Genomic DNA, 16,863 nt, shown 5'->3' on the forward strand with positions numbered 1-16,863 from the left:
TATAAATGCCCTTTTATGAAAAATTAAATTTTAACTTACCCCTTCTTTTTTGCAGAAGGTACTAAAATTTTTCCTGTATGCAATGTATATTAAAATTGCATCTACAAACCATTGAATAACACATATAGACCAAAAATAAGTTACTGATAATTTCTTTATAAATATAAAATAAAATGTTAAAGGAAGTCTTATACACCAACCGGTAAATAACGATATTTTAAAAGGTGTAGTTGTATTTCCTATACCTTTTAAAGCTCCGCCATAAATCATAGAAAATGCCATAGTAGGTTGTTGTAGTGATGCAATCATTAGGCATTTTGTACCAAGTTTAATGACATCGATTTCTGTAGAGCCTATAAAAAGTTTTATTAATAACTCAGGTATTAATATAAATAATGATGCAACACATAACATAACTATAAGGCCAAGAATTGCACAGTTATTTGCACATCTCTTAGCGCCTTTATAATCTTCTTCACCAAATTTATTTCCTACCATAGACGTACAAGCAACAGCAAAACCCCATCCAGGCATATAAGAAAGGGACTCTAAGCTTTCAGTTATGGTATTAGCAGAAAACGAAAGTGTTCCTAGTCTCATTATCATAAAAGTAGTAAGAAGTCGGCTAATACTAAAAGCGCCTTCTTGCAATGAAGCTGGTATAGATAATTTAAAAATATGCTTAAGTTTATTAAAAGTTATATCTTTAATGTAATGTAATTTAATTTTAATTTTAGATTTAGTTAAAATATAATATAATGCAAATAAAAAGCTACATATTTGAGCTATAACCGTTGCAATAGCAGCACCATCAATACCTAACTCAGGAAATCCAAATTTACCAAATATTAAAGAATAGTCTAAGGTTAAATTTACAATTATTAAAATTAAAGAACCTATTAGTGGAATTTTAGTGTTGCCATATGAACGTTGTATTGAAGATAGCAAACTTGTTGTCATATTAAAAAACATTCCTATGCAAACAATTCTAATAAACCTTTTAGAAATTAATAAGACTTCAGGAGTACAACCTGCTAGTTTTAAGATTTTATCTGCAAATGTAAAAATTATTGTTATACAAAAGAAGATTATAATAATTCCTATAAAAGAACATATACTAGCATATTCTTCTGCAGTATCCATTTGTTTTGCTCCGTATAATCTAGAGACCATAGAGGTTATAGCAACGCAAATTCCCATGATTACAAATATATTAGCAAAAACATTAAGTATCTCCCAGGATATACCTACAGCACTTACAGAAAGTTGTCCTCCATATCTTCCAATCATTAAAGTATCTAGTACACCTGTCATCATATACAATATCATTTCTCCAACAGCTGGAACAGCAATTTGCAAAACTTCTTTAGCTTCCTCTTTTTTCAAAAAAACACCCCCTAACTGTTTTAAAAGCAATTTAACTAATTATATCAAATAAATGGATATAATTTTACAAAATAATAAAAAAACATAATTAATTTTAAAATTTTAAAATATTTAATAAAATTTCAAAAAATTACTAAAAAACTAAGTATAAAATGTTAAATTTACAAATTATACAAAATCTTTCATAAATTTGTAACAAGTGAATAAATAAATAATATATACTTTTATATAAGGGTAGATATTATTTTAAATATTAGGTTGATTTAATATGGAGGGGGAATATGTTAGAGTTAAAGAAAGAAAAATTTGAAATTATAGGTTGTGAAGATAATCAAGAGGCATATCATAGGGGGGAACTAAGTTTTTGGGCATCTGTTAGAAAAAAACTTTTAAGAAATAAACTTTTTATATTTGCGGTTGTCTTATTTATATTGCTATTATTAGCAATGATAATTTGCCCTATTTTTGGAAAGTTTGAATATATAGAAACATTTAAGGATGTATACTGTCCACCAAATTCTACATATTGGTTTGGCACATGTGCAGATGGTAGAGATTTATATGCAGGGGTGTGGTTAGCTGCTAAGCATACATTAATTATAGCTGCTTTAGTAACCTTTTTAAACATTTCTATAGGTGTAGTTTTTGGAGGAATATGTAGTTTTTATGGTGGATTAATAGACGAAATTATAGTTAGAATAATAGAAATACTTACAAGTTTACACGTAATAATAATACTAGTAGTTTTAATATGTATAACAGGTAGTCCCTTAATATCGTTGGTAATGGCTATGGTTTTATGGGGAGTGGGCAATATAGCCCTTATAGTTAGAGGGCAGTTGCTAAAAGTTAGAGAACAAGAATATATTTTAGCTGCTAAAGCATTAGGTGCAAGTACTTCAAGAGTTTTATGCAACCATTTTTTTAGAAATGTTTTAAGTACCTGCATAATAATGATTAGTTTAGAAATACCTTCAACAATACTTTTGGAATCAACTTTGAGTTATTTAGGATTAGGAGCATCTGTTTATTTTATAACATTAGGTGGATTAATAAGAATTAATTCAGGAATGTTATTATTTTATCCATACTCAATTATGATACCATCAGCTATTTTAGTTATATTAGCTTTAAGCTTAAATATAATAGGTGATGCGTTAAGAGATGCATTTGATCCAGAGGAAGTTGTTATAGATTAGTTGGAGGTGAGAAGGGTGAAAAAAGAGAAATATATAACAATAGGTTTTGTGGTTATATTTATTATAGGTATGTTTATATTTCATAATAAATTAAATAGTGAGGTTATTGTTCCTAATCATACAGACAAATGGAGTAAGGCTATTTTGGTAGAACAAGGAGATATAGAGCAAAAACCAGCAGTGTTAGATTTTAATAATAATGCAGTAGTAGCATACCAAAGTGGCAATGACTTAAAAATTAAAGTTGTTGATAGTTCAGGTAAAGAATTAAAAGAGAAAACTATTGAACAATTAAATGAAATTCCTAGAGAGATTAACTTGTACAAACAAGATGAAAAAATATATTTACACTATTCAATATATAAGGATACTGATAGATTTATAAAAGAAATACAGATAGATGAAAATTTAAATATAATAGGTGAAAATTTAAAAGAAAATATTCAAGAGTTCGTAAAGTTATCAGATGAAGCTTATGCTATATTTTATGATGGATATGTTGAAATTACTGATTTGAAAATTAATAAGGTAGCTAAGGTTAATATTGGTAAAAATATAAAATCTGTAGCAGGAAATTCCTTTGATGGAAAGTATATAATAACATATTTAGAGGATTCTTTAGAGTTTAAGTATATTACTGTGGAAAATGGAATACCATCAGATGTGAAGTTTGCATTTGGTGATGCTGAAACTTCTAAAATAAAAATATTTGATTCTAGATTAGTAGTTGAAGATAATACGGGTATTTTAGTAGTTAAATATTCCCATGAAGGTGAGCCAAGTTACGAAACCCATAGTTTTGAAATAGATTCTACAAAATCTAAGGAAGAACAAGAAATAAAACAGGTGTTTAGAGGTGAATTTGGTATAGTTGTGCCTCCAAATACAGGAATATTAAAAAACAAACAAGAAGAATACCTTGATTCAAGTGATGACTTTAGCACAGTGCCAGGAGAAAGCGGTGAGCTAATTCTTAGTGCAGATGTAAGTAACTCAAAGCATAGAACTCAAAGACAAATAGTTGAAGTATCTATGGAATATGTTGAAGGGCAACTTGAATATATGAACAAAATAAATCCTAAATTAATAAACATTAATACTAATACCTCTAGAGATTCAATATTACCAACTAGGGATGGAAATTATATTGCATATGTAGATTGTGTAAAAAAAGGTAATGCTCGATTAGAACTGATTTCGACCCATGAAAAATTTATAGAAGCTACTAAAGGTTATAGAGATGGAGATTTAAAAACCTGTATTTATATAACTATACAAAATATTTTAACAGGGGCATTTTATATGATACCAATGGGAGCTTCGTGGATTTTAATAATAATATCAATAGTATCTATAATATCAGTTATAGAATTTAAATTAAGTGATAGAGTTAGAAAAGCATTATTTATTATTTGCTATATGCTAATGATTTTATTAAAAACAGTTTTAATAAATGGATTTTTTTTCATAACATATAAAGATATGATGCCGCCTTACTTTACAGCCAAGATTGGAACGATTATATGTCTTATTATGTCTATACCTTTAATTATATATGGATATAGAAAATATAAGTTTGATTTAGATTATTATGTTTTGGCTATTGCTATATCGCCGCTAATATGCATAGACTCTATGCTTACACTTATGCTATATGTACCAATTATAATGTAAAATAAAACAGCTTTAAGATAGGGATATGTCTTTATCTTAAAGCTGTTTTTTATTTTAGTATATTTATGTTAATTTTTCTTTACATAATCTGAACATAGTTTAAACATAGTCTTAATACTGCTTTAACATTGATAATATAGTATATATTATATAAGAGATTCATATAAAATTTTTTATTAGAAAAACTGTGTCTTATTATTTACTTTAGGAGGAATTTAACATGAAAAAAAAATTAATAGCAATTGTCTCATCAACATTGATAATTTCAACTATGCTTATAGGGTGTTCAAGCAAATCAAAAGTAAATGAATCAGATAGTACATCTATAAAAATATCAGGTTCAACATCAGTAGCACCATTAATGGAAAAAGAATCAGCTGAATATAAAGGTAAAAATCCTAATACAAATATAGAAATACAAGCAGTTGGTTCTTCAGCAGGAATACAAAATACTATAAATGGAGTAACAGAGCTTGGGATGTCTTCTCGTGATTTAAAAGAAGAAGAAAAAGCAGCAGGGTTAAAAGAAGAAGTAGTAGCATATGATGGAATTGCAGTAATAACTAATAAGAATAATACAGTAAAGAATTTAACTATGATACAAATAAAAGATATATATACGGGAAAAATAACAAATTGGAAAGAGCTTGGAGGGAAAGATGCTCCAATAGTAGTTGTATCTAGAGAAGATGGGTCAGGTACAAGAGATGCATTCCAAGAAATATTAAAATTTTCATCTGAAGAATTAATACAAGATGCTACTATAGGAGATGGAAGTGGAAATATAAAAACAACAGTAGAAAAAAATGAAAATGCCATAGGTTATATATCTTTTGAATATATAGATGATAGTATAACAGTACAGAAAATTGATGGAATAGAAGCTACAGTAGATAATGTGAAATCAAATGCATATAAGTTATCTAGATCATTTTTATTAATTTATAGAGAAGATAAAATAAGCGAAGAGAGTAAAGAATTTTTAGACTTTATATTGAGTGAAGAAGGTCAAAACATAGTGGAAAATAGTGGGTCAATAAAGTTGAAATAAGATTATATCCAAGTAAAGTCAGAGAATTTGGAAAATCCAAATTCTCTTTTTTATGTAAAGTATATTGAATATAAGTAAAAAAAATAGAAACAATAAGTAATAATTAATATGGATATAATGAACGAGGTATTAAAAGGAGTGTATATGATGAAAAAAAAGAGGTTGATTAAAGGTATAATTGCAGCATCATTGGCTATAAGTATAGTATTTGCAGTTACAGGGTGCAAAAAAGAAAAAGCTAGTAGTAATACTATAAAAATATCTGGATCAACATCAGTTTCACCTTTAATGGAAAAGGAAGCAGAGTTTTATAAAAAAAGTAATAAAGGCTTGGATATTGAGATACAAGCAATTGGCTCATCAGCAGGAATACAAGATACTATAAATGGAGTTTCCCATATAGGTATGTCATCGAGAAATATTAAAGAAAAAGAAAAAAGCTCAGGATTAGAAGAAAAAATAATAGCTTATGATGGTATTGTAATTATAACAAATAATAAAAATAGTATTGAAAATTTAACCTTAGAACAACTAAAAAAGATATATACAGGAAAAATAATAAATTGGAAAGAAATTGGTGGAGAGGATAAACCAATAGTTGTTGTATCCAGAGAAGATGGTTCAGGGACAAGAACATCTTTTCAAGAAATTGTAGATTTTAAACCAGAAGAACAAATAGAAAATGCAATAATAACAGATGGTAATGGAAGTATTAAAAATATTGTAAAAAGCAATGAAAATGCTATAGGTTATATATCCTTTGAATATATAGATGACACTATAAAACCTCAAAATATAGATGGAGTAGAGCCTACAGAGGAAAATGTATTAAAAAACACTTATAAATTATCAAGACCTTTTATAGTAATTTATAAGGAAGAAAATTTTACACAGGAAGATAAAAAGTTTTTAGATTTTATATTAAGTGAAGATGGTCAAAATATAGTTAAATCTAGTGGAGCAATAAGAATAAATCCATAATAAGATATAATAAAATAAAAATCTATGCAATTTAAAATGTGCATAGATTTTTTATTTTAAAATAGAAATGTTAATTATTTTTAACATGGACTAAATATTGAATTAACACAGTCTAAACATTGCTTTAACATTGACTTTATATAATATAGTTAATAACTGTTGGGCATAATAAATTAAATTATAACAGTATAAAGAGGTGTGAAGGTGAATGGATTTTAATATAAATAAAGAAAGTAATAAACGAAAATATTTTATAGAAAAGTTATCACAAAAAATATTTTTAATATGTGCATTAATATCGGTAATAAGTTTAATTTTAATTATAGGATTTATATTTTATAAAGGGTTTCAACCATTTGTATCAAAGGGATATTCTTTTACAGAATTTATATTTGGACAAAAATGGGTTCCTAGTAGTGATAAATTTGGAATTTTTCCAATGATATTAGCATCAATTTATGGAACTCTAGGCGCTGTAATAATTGGAGCTCCAGTAGGAGTTTTTACAGCACTATTTATATCTGAAATTGCACCTAAAAAAGTAGGAGTAGTAATATCAAATGCAGTTCAGTTATTAGCAGGTATACCATCAGTTCTTTATGGTGTATTTGGATTAGCTGTAATAGTACCAACAATACAAAATTTATTTAATTTACCGAAAGGACAAACGTTGCTAGCAGTTATAATAGTCCTTGCTATAATGATGCTACCTACAATAGTTACAGTAGCAGAAACATCTATAAAAGCAGTACCTAAAAGTTATAAAGAAGCATCACTAGCACTTGGAGCATCTAAAATAGAAACTATATTTAAAGTTGTACTTCCAGCAGCTAAATCAGGAATTCTTGCAGCAGTGGCATTAGGAATTGGAAGAGCGATTGGAGAAACTATGGCAGTGATTTTAGTTGCAGGTAATAGCGTAATAATACCAAGAGGACTTGCAGATAGCGTTAGACCTCTTACTACTAACATTGCACTAGAAATGGGATATGCATTTGGTACTCATCAAGAGATGTTATTCGCAACAGGTATAGTGCTGTTTATATTTATAATGATTATTAACTTAACTATTTTAAAACTTTCTTCAAAGGTAGGTAAGTAGAATGAGAAAAATAAAAGGATTTTTTCTAAATAGCTTATTATGGCTATCGGCTATTTTAACAGTAATAATATTAGGAGTAATATTAATATTTATATTTGCAAAGGGAATAGGAGTAATAAATTTCAAATTATTATTTAGTAATTATTCATCAGATGGCCAGGGTGGGTTACTTCCTATGATAATAACAACACTATATACCGTTGGATTATCTCTTTTAGTGGGAGTGCCAATAGGAATATTATCGGCCATATATCTTCAAGAATATGCAAAACAAGGTGTAATTGTTAAATTTATAAGATTTTCAACAGAAGTGTTAGCTGGTATACCATCTATAATATATGGATTATTTGGTTCTATATTCTTTGTAACCATATTAAAAATGGGTTACTCCATATTAGCGGCAAGTTTAACATTAGCAATAATAATATTGCCAGTAATAATAAGAACAACAGAAGAATCACTAAAAACTGTACCATCATTTTATAAAGAAGGCTCTTTAGCATTAGGTGCTACAAAGTTTCAAACTTTGTATAAAGTTGTTTTACCAGCAGCTATGCCAGGAATACTTTCAGGAGTAATATTATCAATCGGAAGAATTATAGGAGAATCAGCAGCGATATTACTTACAGCAGGAACTGCAGTAGCTATACCAGAAAATATAATGTCTAGTGCTAGAACACTTACTGTTCATGCATACTTAGTTACAAAAGAGCAAGGAGATATAGGGTTAGCCGCAGCTATAGGAATTGTTTTAATAGTTATGGTTTTGGTATTAAATTTATTATCTCAATTTATAGTTAAAAGATTTACTAAAGGAAATTATTAAAAAGAGGTGAGTTTATGGATAACAAAAAAATTTCTGTTAGAGATTTAGATTTATTTTATGGTGAAAAACAAGCACTTTTTAAAATTAATATAGATATATCAGAAAATGAAGTTACAGCATTAATCGGACCGTCAGGATGTGGAAAGTCAACATTTTTAAGAACTTTAAATAGAATGAATGATTTGATAGATAATGTTAATGTTATAGGTAAAATAGAAGTTGATGGTAAAGATATATACAAAGATGATGATGTAATTGCATTAAGAACTAAAGTTGGAATGGTGTTTCAAAAACCAAATCCATTTCCAATGAGTATATATGATAATGTTGCGTATGGACCAAGAATACATGGGGTAAGAGATAAAGCTACCTTAGATAAAATAGTTGAAGAAAGCTTAAAAGCAGCAGCACTTTGGGAAGAGGTTAAAGATAGACTTAAAGCATCAGCTATGGGAATGTCAGGTGGTCAGCAACAAAGGCTTTGCATAGCAAGAACAATAGCTATGAAGCCTAAAATAATTCTTATGGATGAGCCAACATCAGCATTAGATCCTATTTCAACATTGAAAGTTGAAGAACTAATATTATCATTGAAAGATAATTATACTATAGTAATAGTTACTCATAATATGCAACAAGCAGCCCGTATATCAGATAAAACAGCATTTTTCTTAAATGGTAAATTAGTAGAATTTGATAATACAGGAAGTATATTCTCAAACCCTAAAGATATAAGAACGGAAGATTATATAACTGGAAGATTTGGTTAAAAATGAGGAGGGGATTAAATGAATGCTAATATAAGAAAAAACTTTGAAAATGAGATTTTAAAACTAAATGAGAAGTTAACTAGTATGGGGAACATTACAATAGAAATGTATAAAAACACCGTTAAAGCACTTAAAGAAAATGATAAGGAGTTAGCTTTAAAGATAATAAAAAAGGATTCTGTTATTAATGAGCTAAATGATGAAATAAATAATGAGGCAGTAATATTAATAGCAAAACAATCACCAGTAGCAATAGATTTAAGAACTATAATAACAATCATTAAAATATCTACTGAAATTGAAAGAATAGCAGATTATACTAAAAACATATCAAATTATATACTAGCTTTTAATACGTCTAATTGTGAAGGAATACAAAGTTTAAATAACGAGTTTATAAAGGCAATTTCAATTCTGACAAATATGATTAATAAGACAATGGATGCTTATGAAAATGAAAGCTTAGAAGATGCTAAAATTGCAGCAACTTTAGATGATGAAATTGATAATATTTATAAATCAAATTTAAAGAAATTTGTTCAAGGAATTAAGAAAACAGAAAATGAACAAGAAATTGATCAGTACTTGCAAGCTATAATGGTAAACAAACATTTAGAAAGAGCAGGAGATCATGTAACAAACATAGTTGAAGAGGTTATGTACTATATAAAAGGAAAAAGATATAGATTGTAAAAAAATGAAGTTACATTATAAATATAAAAGGCATATTATAAAAACTGTTATAACATAGAGAAAAATCTATGAGTAGCAGTTTTTTTACTATATAAAAATTTAATTCTATTTAAATAAAAGTGCAAAAAAGATAACTTTACAAAATGTATAAAACTAGTTAATAAAATTCATATTTTATTTAATAAAATTATGTTTAATGGTTTTATAATGAAAAACATATGAAGTGGTAAAAATTAACTTTATATAAATTTTTTTGTTAAAAGGGGGATTTATCATGAAGAAAAAAGGAATAATTATAGGGATAATCATTATAATTATTGCTATTGGTGTGGGAATTATTTATTACATGCCAATGAATAATGTTGATTATGTTAAAAAAAATAGTAGAGAATTAAATCTCAATGATATTAACGATAATAAAGATTTAGATTTAATATTAGATAATATAAAAGATAAAACAATTGTGTGCACAAATGAGAATCATGGTATTAATGAAAATGCAGATATTCAATATAAATTTGCAAATTATTTAATGGATAATTGGGATTTAAAATACTTTTTAATGGAATGTGGGCAAGCATCAGGAACTCTTTTAAATGAATATTTACAAACTGGAGATGAAAAATTATTAGATGATATTTTTGAAAACGGAGTATTTGGAGCTATGAGTGATGAGTCTTCAAAGGAATTGGCAAAAAAATTATATTTAAAAAATAAAGATTTACCGGAAGAAAAAAAATTAATTATAATTGGACTAGATGTTCGACAACAAGGTGACAGCATAACTTATTACTTTAAACACATAAAAAATAAATATAATAATATTCCTAAAGATCAGTTAGAAAAAATAAATAAGGTTTTAGAATGTTCTGAAGAAGAAATGATTAATGGTGAAAGAAGTAGCACATTTTTAAAAGCAATTGAAGATTTGGAGAAAGATATAAAGGAAAATGAAGAGATATATATACAATCATTAAATAAAGAAGAGGTATTCAATTTTGAATGTATACTAAATAATTTAAAAAACACTTCTAAATTACTTCCACTAATAGATGGCGGAATAAGTAATAATAAAGAATTCTATGAAGCAAGAGATAAAATGAACTATGAAAACTTTAAAAAAATATATGACCATTTTGGTGGTGGAAAGTATTATCTTCATTATGGTATGGATCATATTTATCAAAGAGAAATAAATAATGTAAAATTTTTAGGTGCAAATCTTAAAGAAGATTCTAATTTTAAAGATAAGATTTATAGTATAAATACACTGTATAAAAATGGTGAGGCGTATAATTATGATGATCTATCACCTTATAGTTTTTATAGTATTACTACAGATTTAGAAGAAACTTTAAAAAAAGCTGGCATAGAAAATGGAAATAGAATAATTGTATTAGATAATAAAAAAAGTCCATATAAAAAGAAAATATTTAAAGAATGTTTTACATTTATCGATGTATATAATGATGAAAAATTATTCGAATCTAATAAAGGTGTAACTACAGATTATTTTCAAGCAGAAATAATAATAGAAAATCCAACACCAATTAAATGGTATGGAGAGGAAATAATAAAAAAATTAAAACGTTAAGTATGCAGGGAGAGAGAATGAATATTATAGTTAAGGGATTTAGTAATGGTGAAGAAACATTTAGTAATATGTGTAGATGTAACTGTGATATATTTGGAGGCTTAATTGTGTTAAAAGTTAATTTTATATAAATTTTAAATTGATAAAAGGGGGATTTATCATGAAGAAAAAAGGAATAATTATAGGGATAATCATTATAATTATTGCTGTTGGAATGGGAATTGTTTACAACGTGCCGATGAATAATGTTGATTATGTTAAAAAGAATAGTAGAGAATTAAAGCTCAATGATATTAACGATAACAAAGATTTAGATTTAATATTGGATAATATAAAAGATAAAAATATAGTTTTTACAAATGAAACCCATGGCATGAAGGAAAATACTTATATTAAAGAGAAATTTATTAATTATTTAATGGATAATTGGAATTTAAAATATTTTTTTGTGGAGAATGGATATGCAGAATGTAGTTTCATAAATGAATATTTACAAACTGGGGATGAAAAGCTATTAAATGATATTTTTAATAATTTTTTTAATATAGTATATACTGAGGATGAAAAGCAAGTGCTTAAAAAAATTTATTTGAAAAATAAAGAATTGCCAGATGAAAAAAAGTTAAAATTTGTTGGTATTGAAGCAATAGAATCATATAATGGAGTAAAATTTTATTTCAATAATATTTTAGAGAAATATAATAATTTACCTAAAGAACAAATAGCTAAAATTGAAAAAATTTTAGAGTGTAATGAGAAGGAAGAACTTTATACTGAAAGAAGTAATGAATATATAAAAGCAATTGAGGAATTTGAAAATGATATTAAAGAAAATAATGAAGCATATATAAAACATTTAAATAAAGAAGAGGTGTTTAACATAGAATTTATATTAAATAATTTAAAAAATATGTCTCAAATAGGCAACCCAGAAAAGGGCGGACCATATGTTAATAAAGAGTTTTATGAGACAAGGGATAAGTTAAGTTATGAAAATATTATTAGTATATATGATCATTTTGGTGAAGGAAAAACATATATTCATTACGGAATAGCTCATGCATATCAAAGCCAATTTAATGGAGTAAAATTTTTAGCAAAAAATCTTAATGATGATTTGAAATTTAACGGCAAAATATATAGTATAAATACAGTATATGAAGAGGGTGAGAGATTTAATAATTTTAGTTATGAAACTGAGAGGTATAATAGTATTACTACAGAATTACAAAATACTTTAAAAGATGCTGGTATAGAAAATAGTAATAGAATAATTCCATTAGATAATAAAAAAAGCCCCTACAAGAAGAAAATGTATAAAGAGTTATTTGAACTTCAATATGCATATGGAGATGAAGAAATGTTTAAAAATGATAAAGGTGTAACTACAGACTTTTTTCAAGCAGAAATTGTAATAAAAAACCCAAGGCCGATTGAATGGAATGACGAAGAGTTTTTTAAAGAGTTAAGAAAGTGATTAAAATCTTAATAATAAAAAATTAATTGATTTAATTATATTTAGAGTTTTAATGGATATAATAAATAAAACGTATATAAATATTAAAATTTATATTGACAGAATTTTTAATTTAACATATTATATTAATAAATATTGAAATAATGCTATGAAAAGAAGAGTAATGGTGATAATAATGTCCAAAGAGAGCTAGGGTAGGTGAAAGCTAGCGTCAGAAAACACTATGAACATGGCCTTGGAGCAGACTTTCTGAGCAATAGTTAGGAAAGTACGGTGGCAACCGATATATTGCAAGGTGATAAATACTTTAGGGTTGAGTCACTTGCTGAGGTACTTATTGTAAGGTAAGTATAAATTAGAGTGGTAACACGTGTATATTACGTCTCTATACGATTAATTTCGTATAGAGACTTTTTATTTGTATAAAATTAAGATAATCATAGGAGGAATAAAAATGAGTAAAAAACCGTTTTATATTACAACACCGATATATTACCCATCTGCAAATCTTCATATAGGAAATACTTATACTACAGTTGCAGCAGATGCCATAGCTAGATTTAAAAGACTAACAGGTCATGATGTAATGTTCTTAACAGGAACAGATGAACATGGTCAAAAACTTCAAAGAATAGCAGAAGAAAAGGGCGTTCAACCGATAGAATATATAGATGAAATAGTTGCTGGAATAAAAAGTCTTTGGACATTAATGGATATTAAATATGATAAATTTATAAGAACAACTGAAGATTATCATAAGAAAGCTGTTCAAAAAATATTTAAGCAGTTATATGATCAAGGTGATATATACAAAAGTTCATATGAAGGACTATATTGTACACCATGTGAATCTTTCTGGACTGAAACACAATTAGTGGACGGAAAATGCCCAGACTGTGGAAGACCAGTTGAAAAGGCAAAAGAAGAAGCATATTTCTTTAAAATGTCTAATTATGCTGATAGATTAATTGAGTATATAGAAACTCATCCAGAATTTATACAACCAGAGTCAAGAAAAAATGAAATGCTTAATAACTTTTTAAGACCGGGATTACAAGATTTATGTATATCAAGAACTTCATTTACTTGGGGAATACCTGTAGAATTTGATCCAGGTCATGTTATATATGTTTGGATAGATGCATTATCAAACTATATAACTGCATTAGGATATAATAGTGAAAATACTGAGCTTTTAGAAAAATATTGGCCAGCAGATGTTCACTTAATAGGAAAAGATATATTAAGATTCCATACAATTTATTGGCCAATAATGTTAATGGCTTTAAATATGCCACTACCAAAGCAAGTATTTGGTCATGGATGGTTACTTGTTGATGGCGGAAAAATGTCTAAGTCAAAAGGTAACGTTGTAGATCCAGTTATTTTAGTTAATAAATTTGGTGTAGATGCAGTAAGATACTATTTATTGCATGAAATTCCATTTGGAGCTGATGGGTTATTTAATAATGAAATATTTATAAAGAAAACAAACTCAGACCTTGCAAATGATCTTGGAAACTTACTTTCAAGAACAGTTACAATGATAGAAAAATATTTTGATGGAGTAATACCAGAGCCACAAGTAAAAGAGTCTTTAGATGAAGAGTTAATTTCACTTGCATTAAATACTCCTAAACTTGCAGAAGAAGCTTTAGATAAATTTAATGCACCTGCTGCGCTTGATCATATATGGACATTAATAAGAAGAACAAATAAATATATAGATGAAACAACTCCTTGGGTTCTTGGAAAAGATGAAGAACAAAAACCAAGACTTGCTACAGTTTTATATAATTTAGCAGAGTCTTTAAGAATAGTTTCTGTTTTAGTTTCTCCATTCCTACCAAGTACAAGTGAGAAAATAAATGCACAAATAAATGCAACAAATATAACTTGGGACAGCTTAAAAGAATTTAATGGAACAGTTTTTGGAACTAAAGTTTGCAAAGGCGAAGCTATATTCCCAAGAATAGATGTTGAAGCTAAATTAGCAGAACTTGATAAGATTGCAGAAGAAGCTAAAAAAGCAGCAGCAGTTAAAGAAATGGAACCTATAAAGGAAGAAATTACAATAGAGGATTTTGACAAAATAGATTTAAGAGTTGTTAAAGTTTTAGAATGTGAGCCAATTAAAAAAGCTAAAAAACTTTTAAAATTAAAAGTTGATTTAGGTGGAGAGGTACGTCAAGTTGTATCTGGAATTGCTCAGCATTATAAACCAGAAGAGTTAGTAGGTAAAAATGTGGTTTTAGTTGCAAACTTAAAACCAGTAAAATTAAGAGGTGAATTATCGCAAGGTATGATACTATGCGCATCAACTGATGATGATAGTAAATTATTTGCTGTAAATCCTGGTGATGTTCCAGCTGGAAGTATAGTAAAATAGTATAAGTAATAAAAACTGTCTCGAAATAAGACAGTTTTTATTTTTATTTTAAACTATAATTTATAAGAATTTTGGATGTTTAGAAAGCACTGTATAAGAATTATATTTAAATTTTAGGGAATTCTAATTTGTAGAATAGATTTAAAAGGAGTGTTTTTATATGCCAACTTTAAAAGGTAGTAAAACTGAAAAAAATCTTATGAGAGCTTTTGCTGGCGAATCTCAAGCAAGAAACAGATACACATTTTATGCAGAAGCAGCTAAAAAAGAAAATAATGAATATTTATATCATGTTTTTACAGAAACAGCAAATAACGAAAGAGCCCATGCAAAAGTGTTTTTTGATTTATTAGCTCAAGCATTGACACCAGAGAGTGAAGTATTAATAGAAGATGGAACTTATCCAGTAGCAACAGGAACAACAGAACAAAATTTGAATTATGCAGCTAATGGAGAAAATAATGAATGGACTACTGTTTATCCAGAGTTTCAAAAAATAGCAGAAGAAGAGGGATTTAAGGAAGTAGCTATAGCATTTAAGCATATAATAGAAGTTGAAAAATCCCACTATGAAAGATATAAATTACTATATCAACTTATGAAAGAGAATAAACTTTATAAAAGAGATGAGCAGATTTCATGGAGATGCATGAATTGTGGATATATATATGAAGGAACAACAGCACCACTTGCATGTCCATTGTGTAAATATCCTCAAGGATATTATGAAAGATATTATGGTATTGAACAATAATATATAATTTAAATAAAAAAACTATGGAATTATATTTATAAATGTATAATTCCATAGGTTTTTTTATATTTTTTCATATTCTATTTTTCTATTTTTAAAATGTACTGGTTTTAAATTTAAAACATTACAAAAATCAACAGCTTCTTTAAAAGATCTACCTATATTTTCAGGAACATGAGAATCAGAACCAATAGTAACAAGGGTTCCACCTAATGAAGTATAAATTGAATAGATGTCTTTTAAAGATTTAATAGCTTTATCATCGTTAAATCTTCGTGTATTAAGTTCAACTACTATATTATTTTCAATACAAATTTTAAAAACTTCCTTTATGTAGTCACCATATTCACTTACATGCATTTCTTTATCTTCAAAAGTACAATATCTGCATATATAATCTATATGAGCTAAAATATCAATATAATTATGGGTATTAATAGAAGCTATCATATCAGTAAAATATGTAGTAAAGATATAGTCTTTAGATTTACCTTTGTATAATGATTTATCAAAAATATCAATACCATTTACAGAATGTTGAGATCCAATTATTTGGTCAAAATCATATTTTTTTGCAATGTTTAAATTTTCATCTGAAAAATTTTCATCCATTCCAAGTTCAATGCCTAAAAGTAAATCATTGCTTTTATAGTTAATATAGTCATTAAAATAACTATCTATGTCAAGCTTGAATTTTGTTTTATCTGGATAATTTAAATCCATATGATCAGTTATAGTTAACCCTAAATTTAATTCTCTAGCTTTTTTTATAGCAATATCTATATTCATTTCAGAATCGCTAGAAAAGTTAGTATGTATGTGGGTATCAAACATATAAACACCGCCTTAAATTTAATAATTAGTTTATATATGGTTCCAAGTTGACTTTTAAGATTATCCATTTCAAAACTTGGATACCTAAAATAGTGGGGCATGCTCCGAATCACTTCAAATTCAACACTACATT

The 16,863-nt window shown here is 27.1% G+C and carries 14 protein-coding genes and 1 other annotated feature; of the genes, 12 read left to right on the forward strand and 2 right to left on the reverse strand.

What is annotated here, in order from left to right; all coding sequences use genetic code 11:
• Nucleotides 1-30 precede the first annotated feature (30 nt).
• Nucleotides 31-1,386 (reverse strand): MATE family efflux transporter, encoded by a 1,356-nt coding sequence (locus AZI32_RS00830; RefSeq protein WP_082761090.1) that lies wholly within the window; start codon nucleotides 1,384-1,386, stop codon nucleotides 31-33.
• Between the two features lie 281 nt (nucleotides 1,387-1,667).
• Between AZI32_RS00830 and AZI32_RS00835 the strand changes: the two genes are divergently transcribed.
• The 12 genes from AZI32_RS00835 to rbr all read left to right on the forward strand — a co-directional run bounded on the left by AZI32_RS00835 (nucleotide 1,668) and on the right by rbr (nucleotide 15,896).
• Nucleotides 1,668-2,585: an ABC transporter permease gene (locus AZI32_RS00835; protein WP_061994026.1), complete on the forward strand. Its 918-nt coding sequence runs from the start codon at nucleotides 1,668-1,670 to the stop codon at nucleotides 2,583-2,585.
• A 15-nt stretch (nucleotides 2,586-2,600) separates the two neighbouring features.
• Nucleotides 2,601-4,259 carry a hypothetical protein gene (locus AZI32_RS00840; RefSeq protein WP_061994027.1) on the forward strand — a complete coding sequence of 553 codons (1,659 nt, stop codon included), beginning with the start codon at nucleotides 2,601-2,603 and terminating at the stop codon, nucleotides 4,257-4,259.
• Nucleotides 4,260-4,479: 220 nt separating this feature from the next.
• Complete coding sequence (locus tag AZI32_RS00845; protein ID WP_061994028.1) at nucleotides 4,480-5,310, forward strand: phosphate ABC transporter substrate-binding protein; 831 nt, start codon at nucleotides 4,480-4,482, stop codon at nucleotides 5,308-5,310.
• Nucleotides 5,311-5,457: 147 nt separating this feature from the next.
• On the forward strand, nucleotides 5,458-6,291 hold the full coding sequence (locus AZI32_RS00850; RefSeq protein ID WP_061994029.1) for a phosphate ABC transporter substrate-binding protein: 834 nt from the start codon (nucleotides 5,458-5,460) through the stop codon (nucleotides 6,289-6,291).
• Between the two features lie 208 nt (nucleotides 6,292-6,499).
• Complete coding sequence (pstC, locus tag AZI32_RS00855) at nucleotides 6,500-7,393, forward strand: phosphate ABC transporter permease subunit PstC (protein ID WP_061994030.1); 894 nt, start codon at nucleotides 6,500-6,502, stop codon at nucleotides 7,391-7,393.
• Nucleotide 7,394: 1 nt separating this feature from the next.
• On the forward strand, nucleotides 7,395-8,219 hold the full coding sequence (pstA, locus tag AZI32_RS00860; RefSeq protein WP_010293916.1) for a phosphate ABC transporter permease PstA: 825 nt from the start codon (nucleotides 7,395-7,397) through the stop codon (nucleotides 8,217-8,219).
• 14 nt (nucleotides 8,220-8,233) lie between these two features.
• The gene (gene pstB / locus AZI32_RS00865; RefSeq protein ID WP_061994031.1) at nucleotides 8,234-8,989 is read left to right on the forward strand and encodes a phosphate ABC transporter ATP-binding protein PstB; all 756 of its coding nucleotides are present in this window, start codon (nucleotides 8,234-8,236) and stop codon (nucleotides 8,987-8,989) included.
• Between the two features lie 18 nt (nucleotides 8,990-9,007).
• Complete coding sequence (phoU, locus tag AZI32_RS00870; protein WP_061994032.1) at nucleotides 9,008-9,682, forward strand: phosphate signaling complex protein PhoU; 675 nt, start codon at nucleotides 9,008-9,010, stop codon at nucleotides 9,680-9,682.
• 274 nt (nucleotides 9,683-9,956) lie between these two features.
• Nucleotides 9,957-11,276 carry an erythromycin esterase family protein gene (locus AZI32_RS00875; RefSeq protein ID WP_061994033.1) on the forward strand — a complete coding sequence of 440 codons (1,320 nt, stop codon included), beginning with the start codon at nucleotides 9,957-9,959 and terminating at the stop codon, nucleotides 11,274-11,276.
• 160 nt (nucleotides 11,277-11,436) lie between these two features.
• A complete protein-coding gene (locus AZI32_RS00880; protein WP_061994034.1) occupies nucleotides 11,437-12,753 on the forward strand; it encodes an erythromycin esterase family protein in 1,317 nt (438 codons plus the stop codon).
• Between the two features lie 139 nt (nucleotides 12,754-12,892).
• Nucleotides 12,893-13,143, forward strand: a binding site (T-box leader).
• A gap of 64 nt (nucleotides 13,144-13,207) precedes the next feature.
• A complete protein-coding gene (metG, locus tag AZI32_RS00885; RefSeq protein ID WP_061994035.1) occupies nucleotides 13,208-15,142 on the forward strand; it encodes a methionine--tRNA ligase in 1,935 nt (644 codons plus the stop codon).
• Nucleotides 15,143-15,302: 160 nt separating this feature from the next.
• Nucleotides 15,303-15,896, forward strand: coding sequence for a rubrerythrin (rbr, locus tag AZI32_RS00890; RefSeq protein ID WP_061994036.1), 594 nt, complete (start codon nucleotides 15,303-15,305; stop codon nucleotides 15,894-15,896).
• Between the two features lie 63 nt (nucleotides 15,897-15,959).
• On the opposite strand, the gene AZI32_RS00895 is transcribed toward rbr, so the two are convergent.
• Nucleotides 15,960-16,730, reverse strand: coding sequence for a histidinol phosphate phosphatase (locus AZI32_RS00895; RefSeq protein WP_061994037.1), 771 nt, complete (start codon nucleotides 16,728-16,730; stop codon nucleotides 15,960-15,962).
• Between the last annotated feature and the right edge of the window lie 133 nt (nucleotides 16,731-16,863).

Source organism: Clostridium sp. ATCC 25772 (assembly GCF_001573875.1).
Lineage (GTDB): Bacteria > Bacillota > Clostridia > Clostridiales > Clostridiaceae > Clostridium_J > Clostridium_J senegalense.

What these genes read in the sequence shown, in the direction of transcription:
- AZI32_RS00835 (WP_061994026.1), top strand. Translation starts at nt 1,668, where the DNA reads ATGTTAGAGTTAAAGAAAGAAAAATTTGAAATTATAGGTTGTGAAGAT.
- phoU (WP_061994032.1), top strand. Translation starts at nt 9,008, where the DNA reads ATGAATGCTAATATAAGAAAAAACTTTGAAAATGAGATTTTAAAACTA.
- pstA (WP_010293916.1), top strand. Translation starts at nt 7,395, where the DNA reads ATGAGAAAAATAAAAGGATTTTTTCTAAATAGCTTATTATGGCTATCG.
- rbr (WP_061994036.1), top strand. Translation starts at nt 15,303, where the DNA reads ATGCCAACTTTAAAAGGTAGTAAAACTGAAAAAAATCTTATGAGAGCT.
- AZI32_RS00850 (WP_061994029.1), top strand. Translation starts at nt 5,458, where the DNA reads ATGAAAAAAAAGAGGTTGATTAAAGGTATAATTGCAGCATCATTGGCT.
- pstB (WP_061994031.1), top strand. Translation starts at nt 8,234, where the DNA reads ATGGATAACAAAAAAATTTCTGTTAGAGATTTAGATTTATTTTATGGT.
- AZI32_RS00845 (WP_061994028.1), top strand. Translation starts at nt 4,480, where the DNA reads ATGAAAAAAAAATTAATAGCAATTGTCTCATCAACATTGATAATTTCA.
- AZI32_RS00875 (WP_061994033.1), top strand. Translation starts at nt 9,957, where the DNA reads ATGAAGAAAAAAGGAATAATTATAGGGATAATCATTATAATTATTGCT.
- AZI32_RS00880 (WP_061994034.1), top strand. Translation starts at nt 11,437, where the DNA reads ATGAAGAAAAAAGGAATAATTATAGGGATAATCATTATAATTATTGCT.
- pstC (WP_061994030.1), top strand. Translation starts at nt 6,500, where the DNA reads ATGGATTTTAATATAAATAAAGAAAGTAATAAACGAAAATATTTTATA.
- metG (WP_061994035.1), top strand. Translation starts at nt 13,208, where the DNA reads ATGAGTAAAAAACCGTTTTATATTACAACACCGATATATTACCCATCT.
- AZI32_RS00895 (WP_061994037.1), bottom strand. Translation starts at nt 16,730, where the DNA reads ATGTTTGATACCCACATACATACTAACTTTTCTAGCGATTCTGAAATG.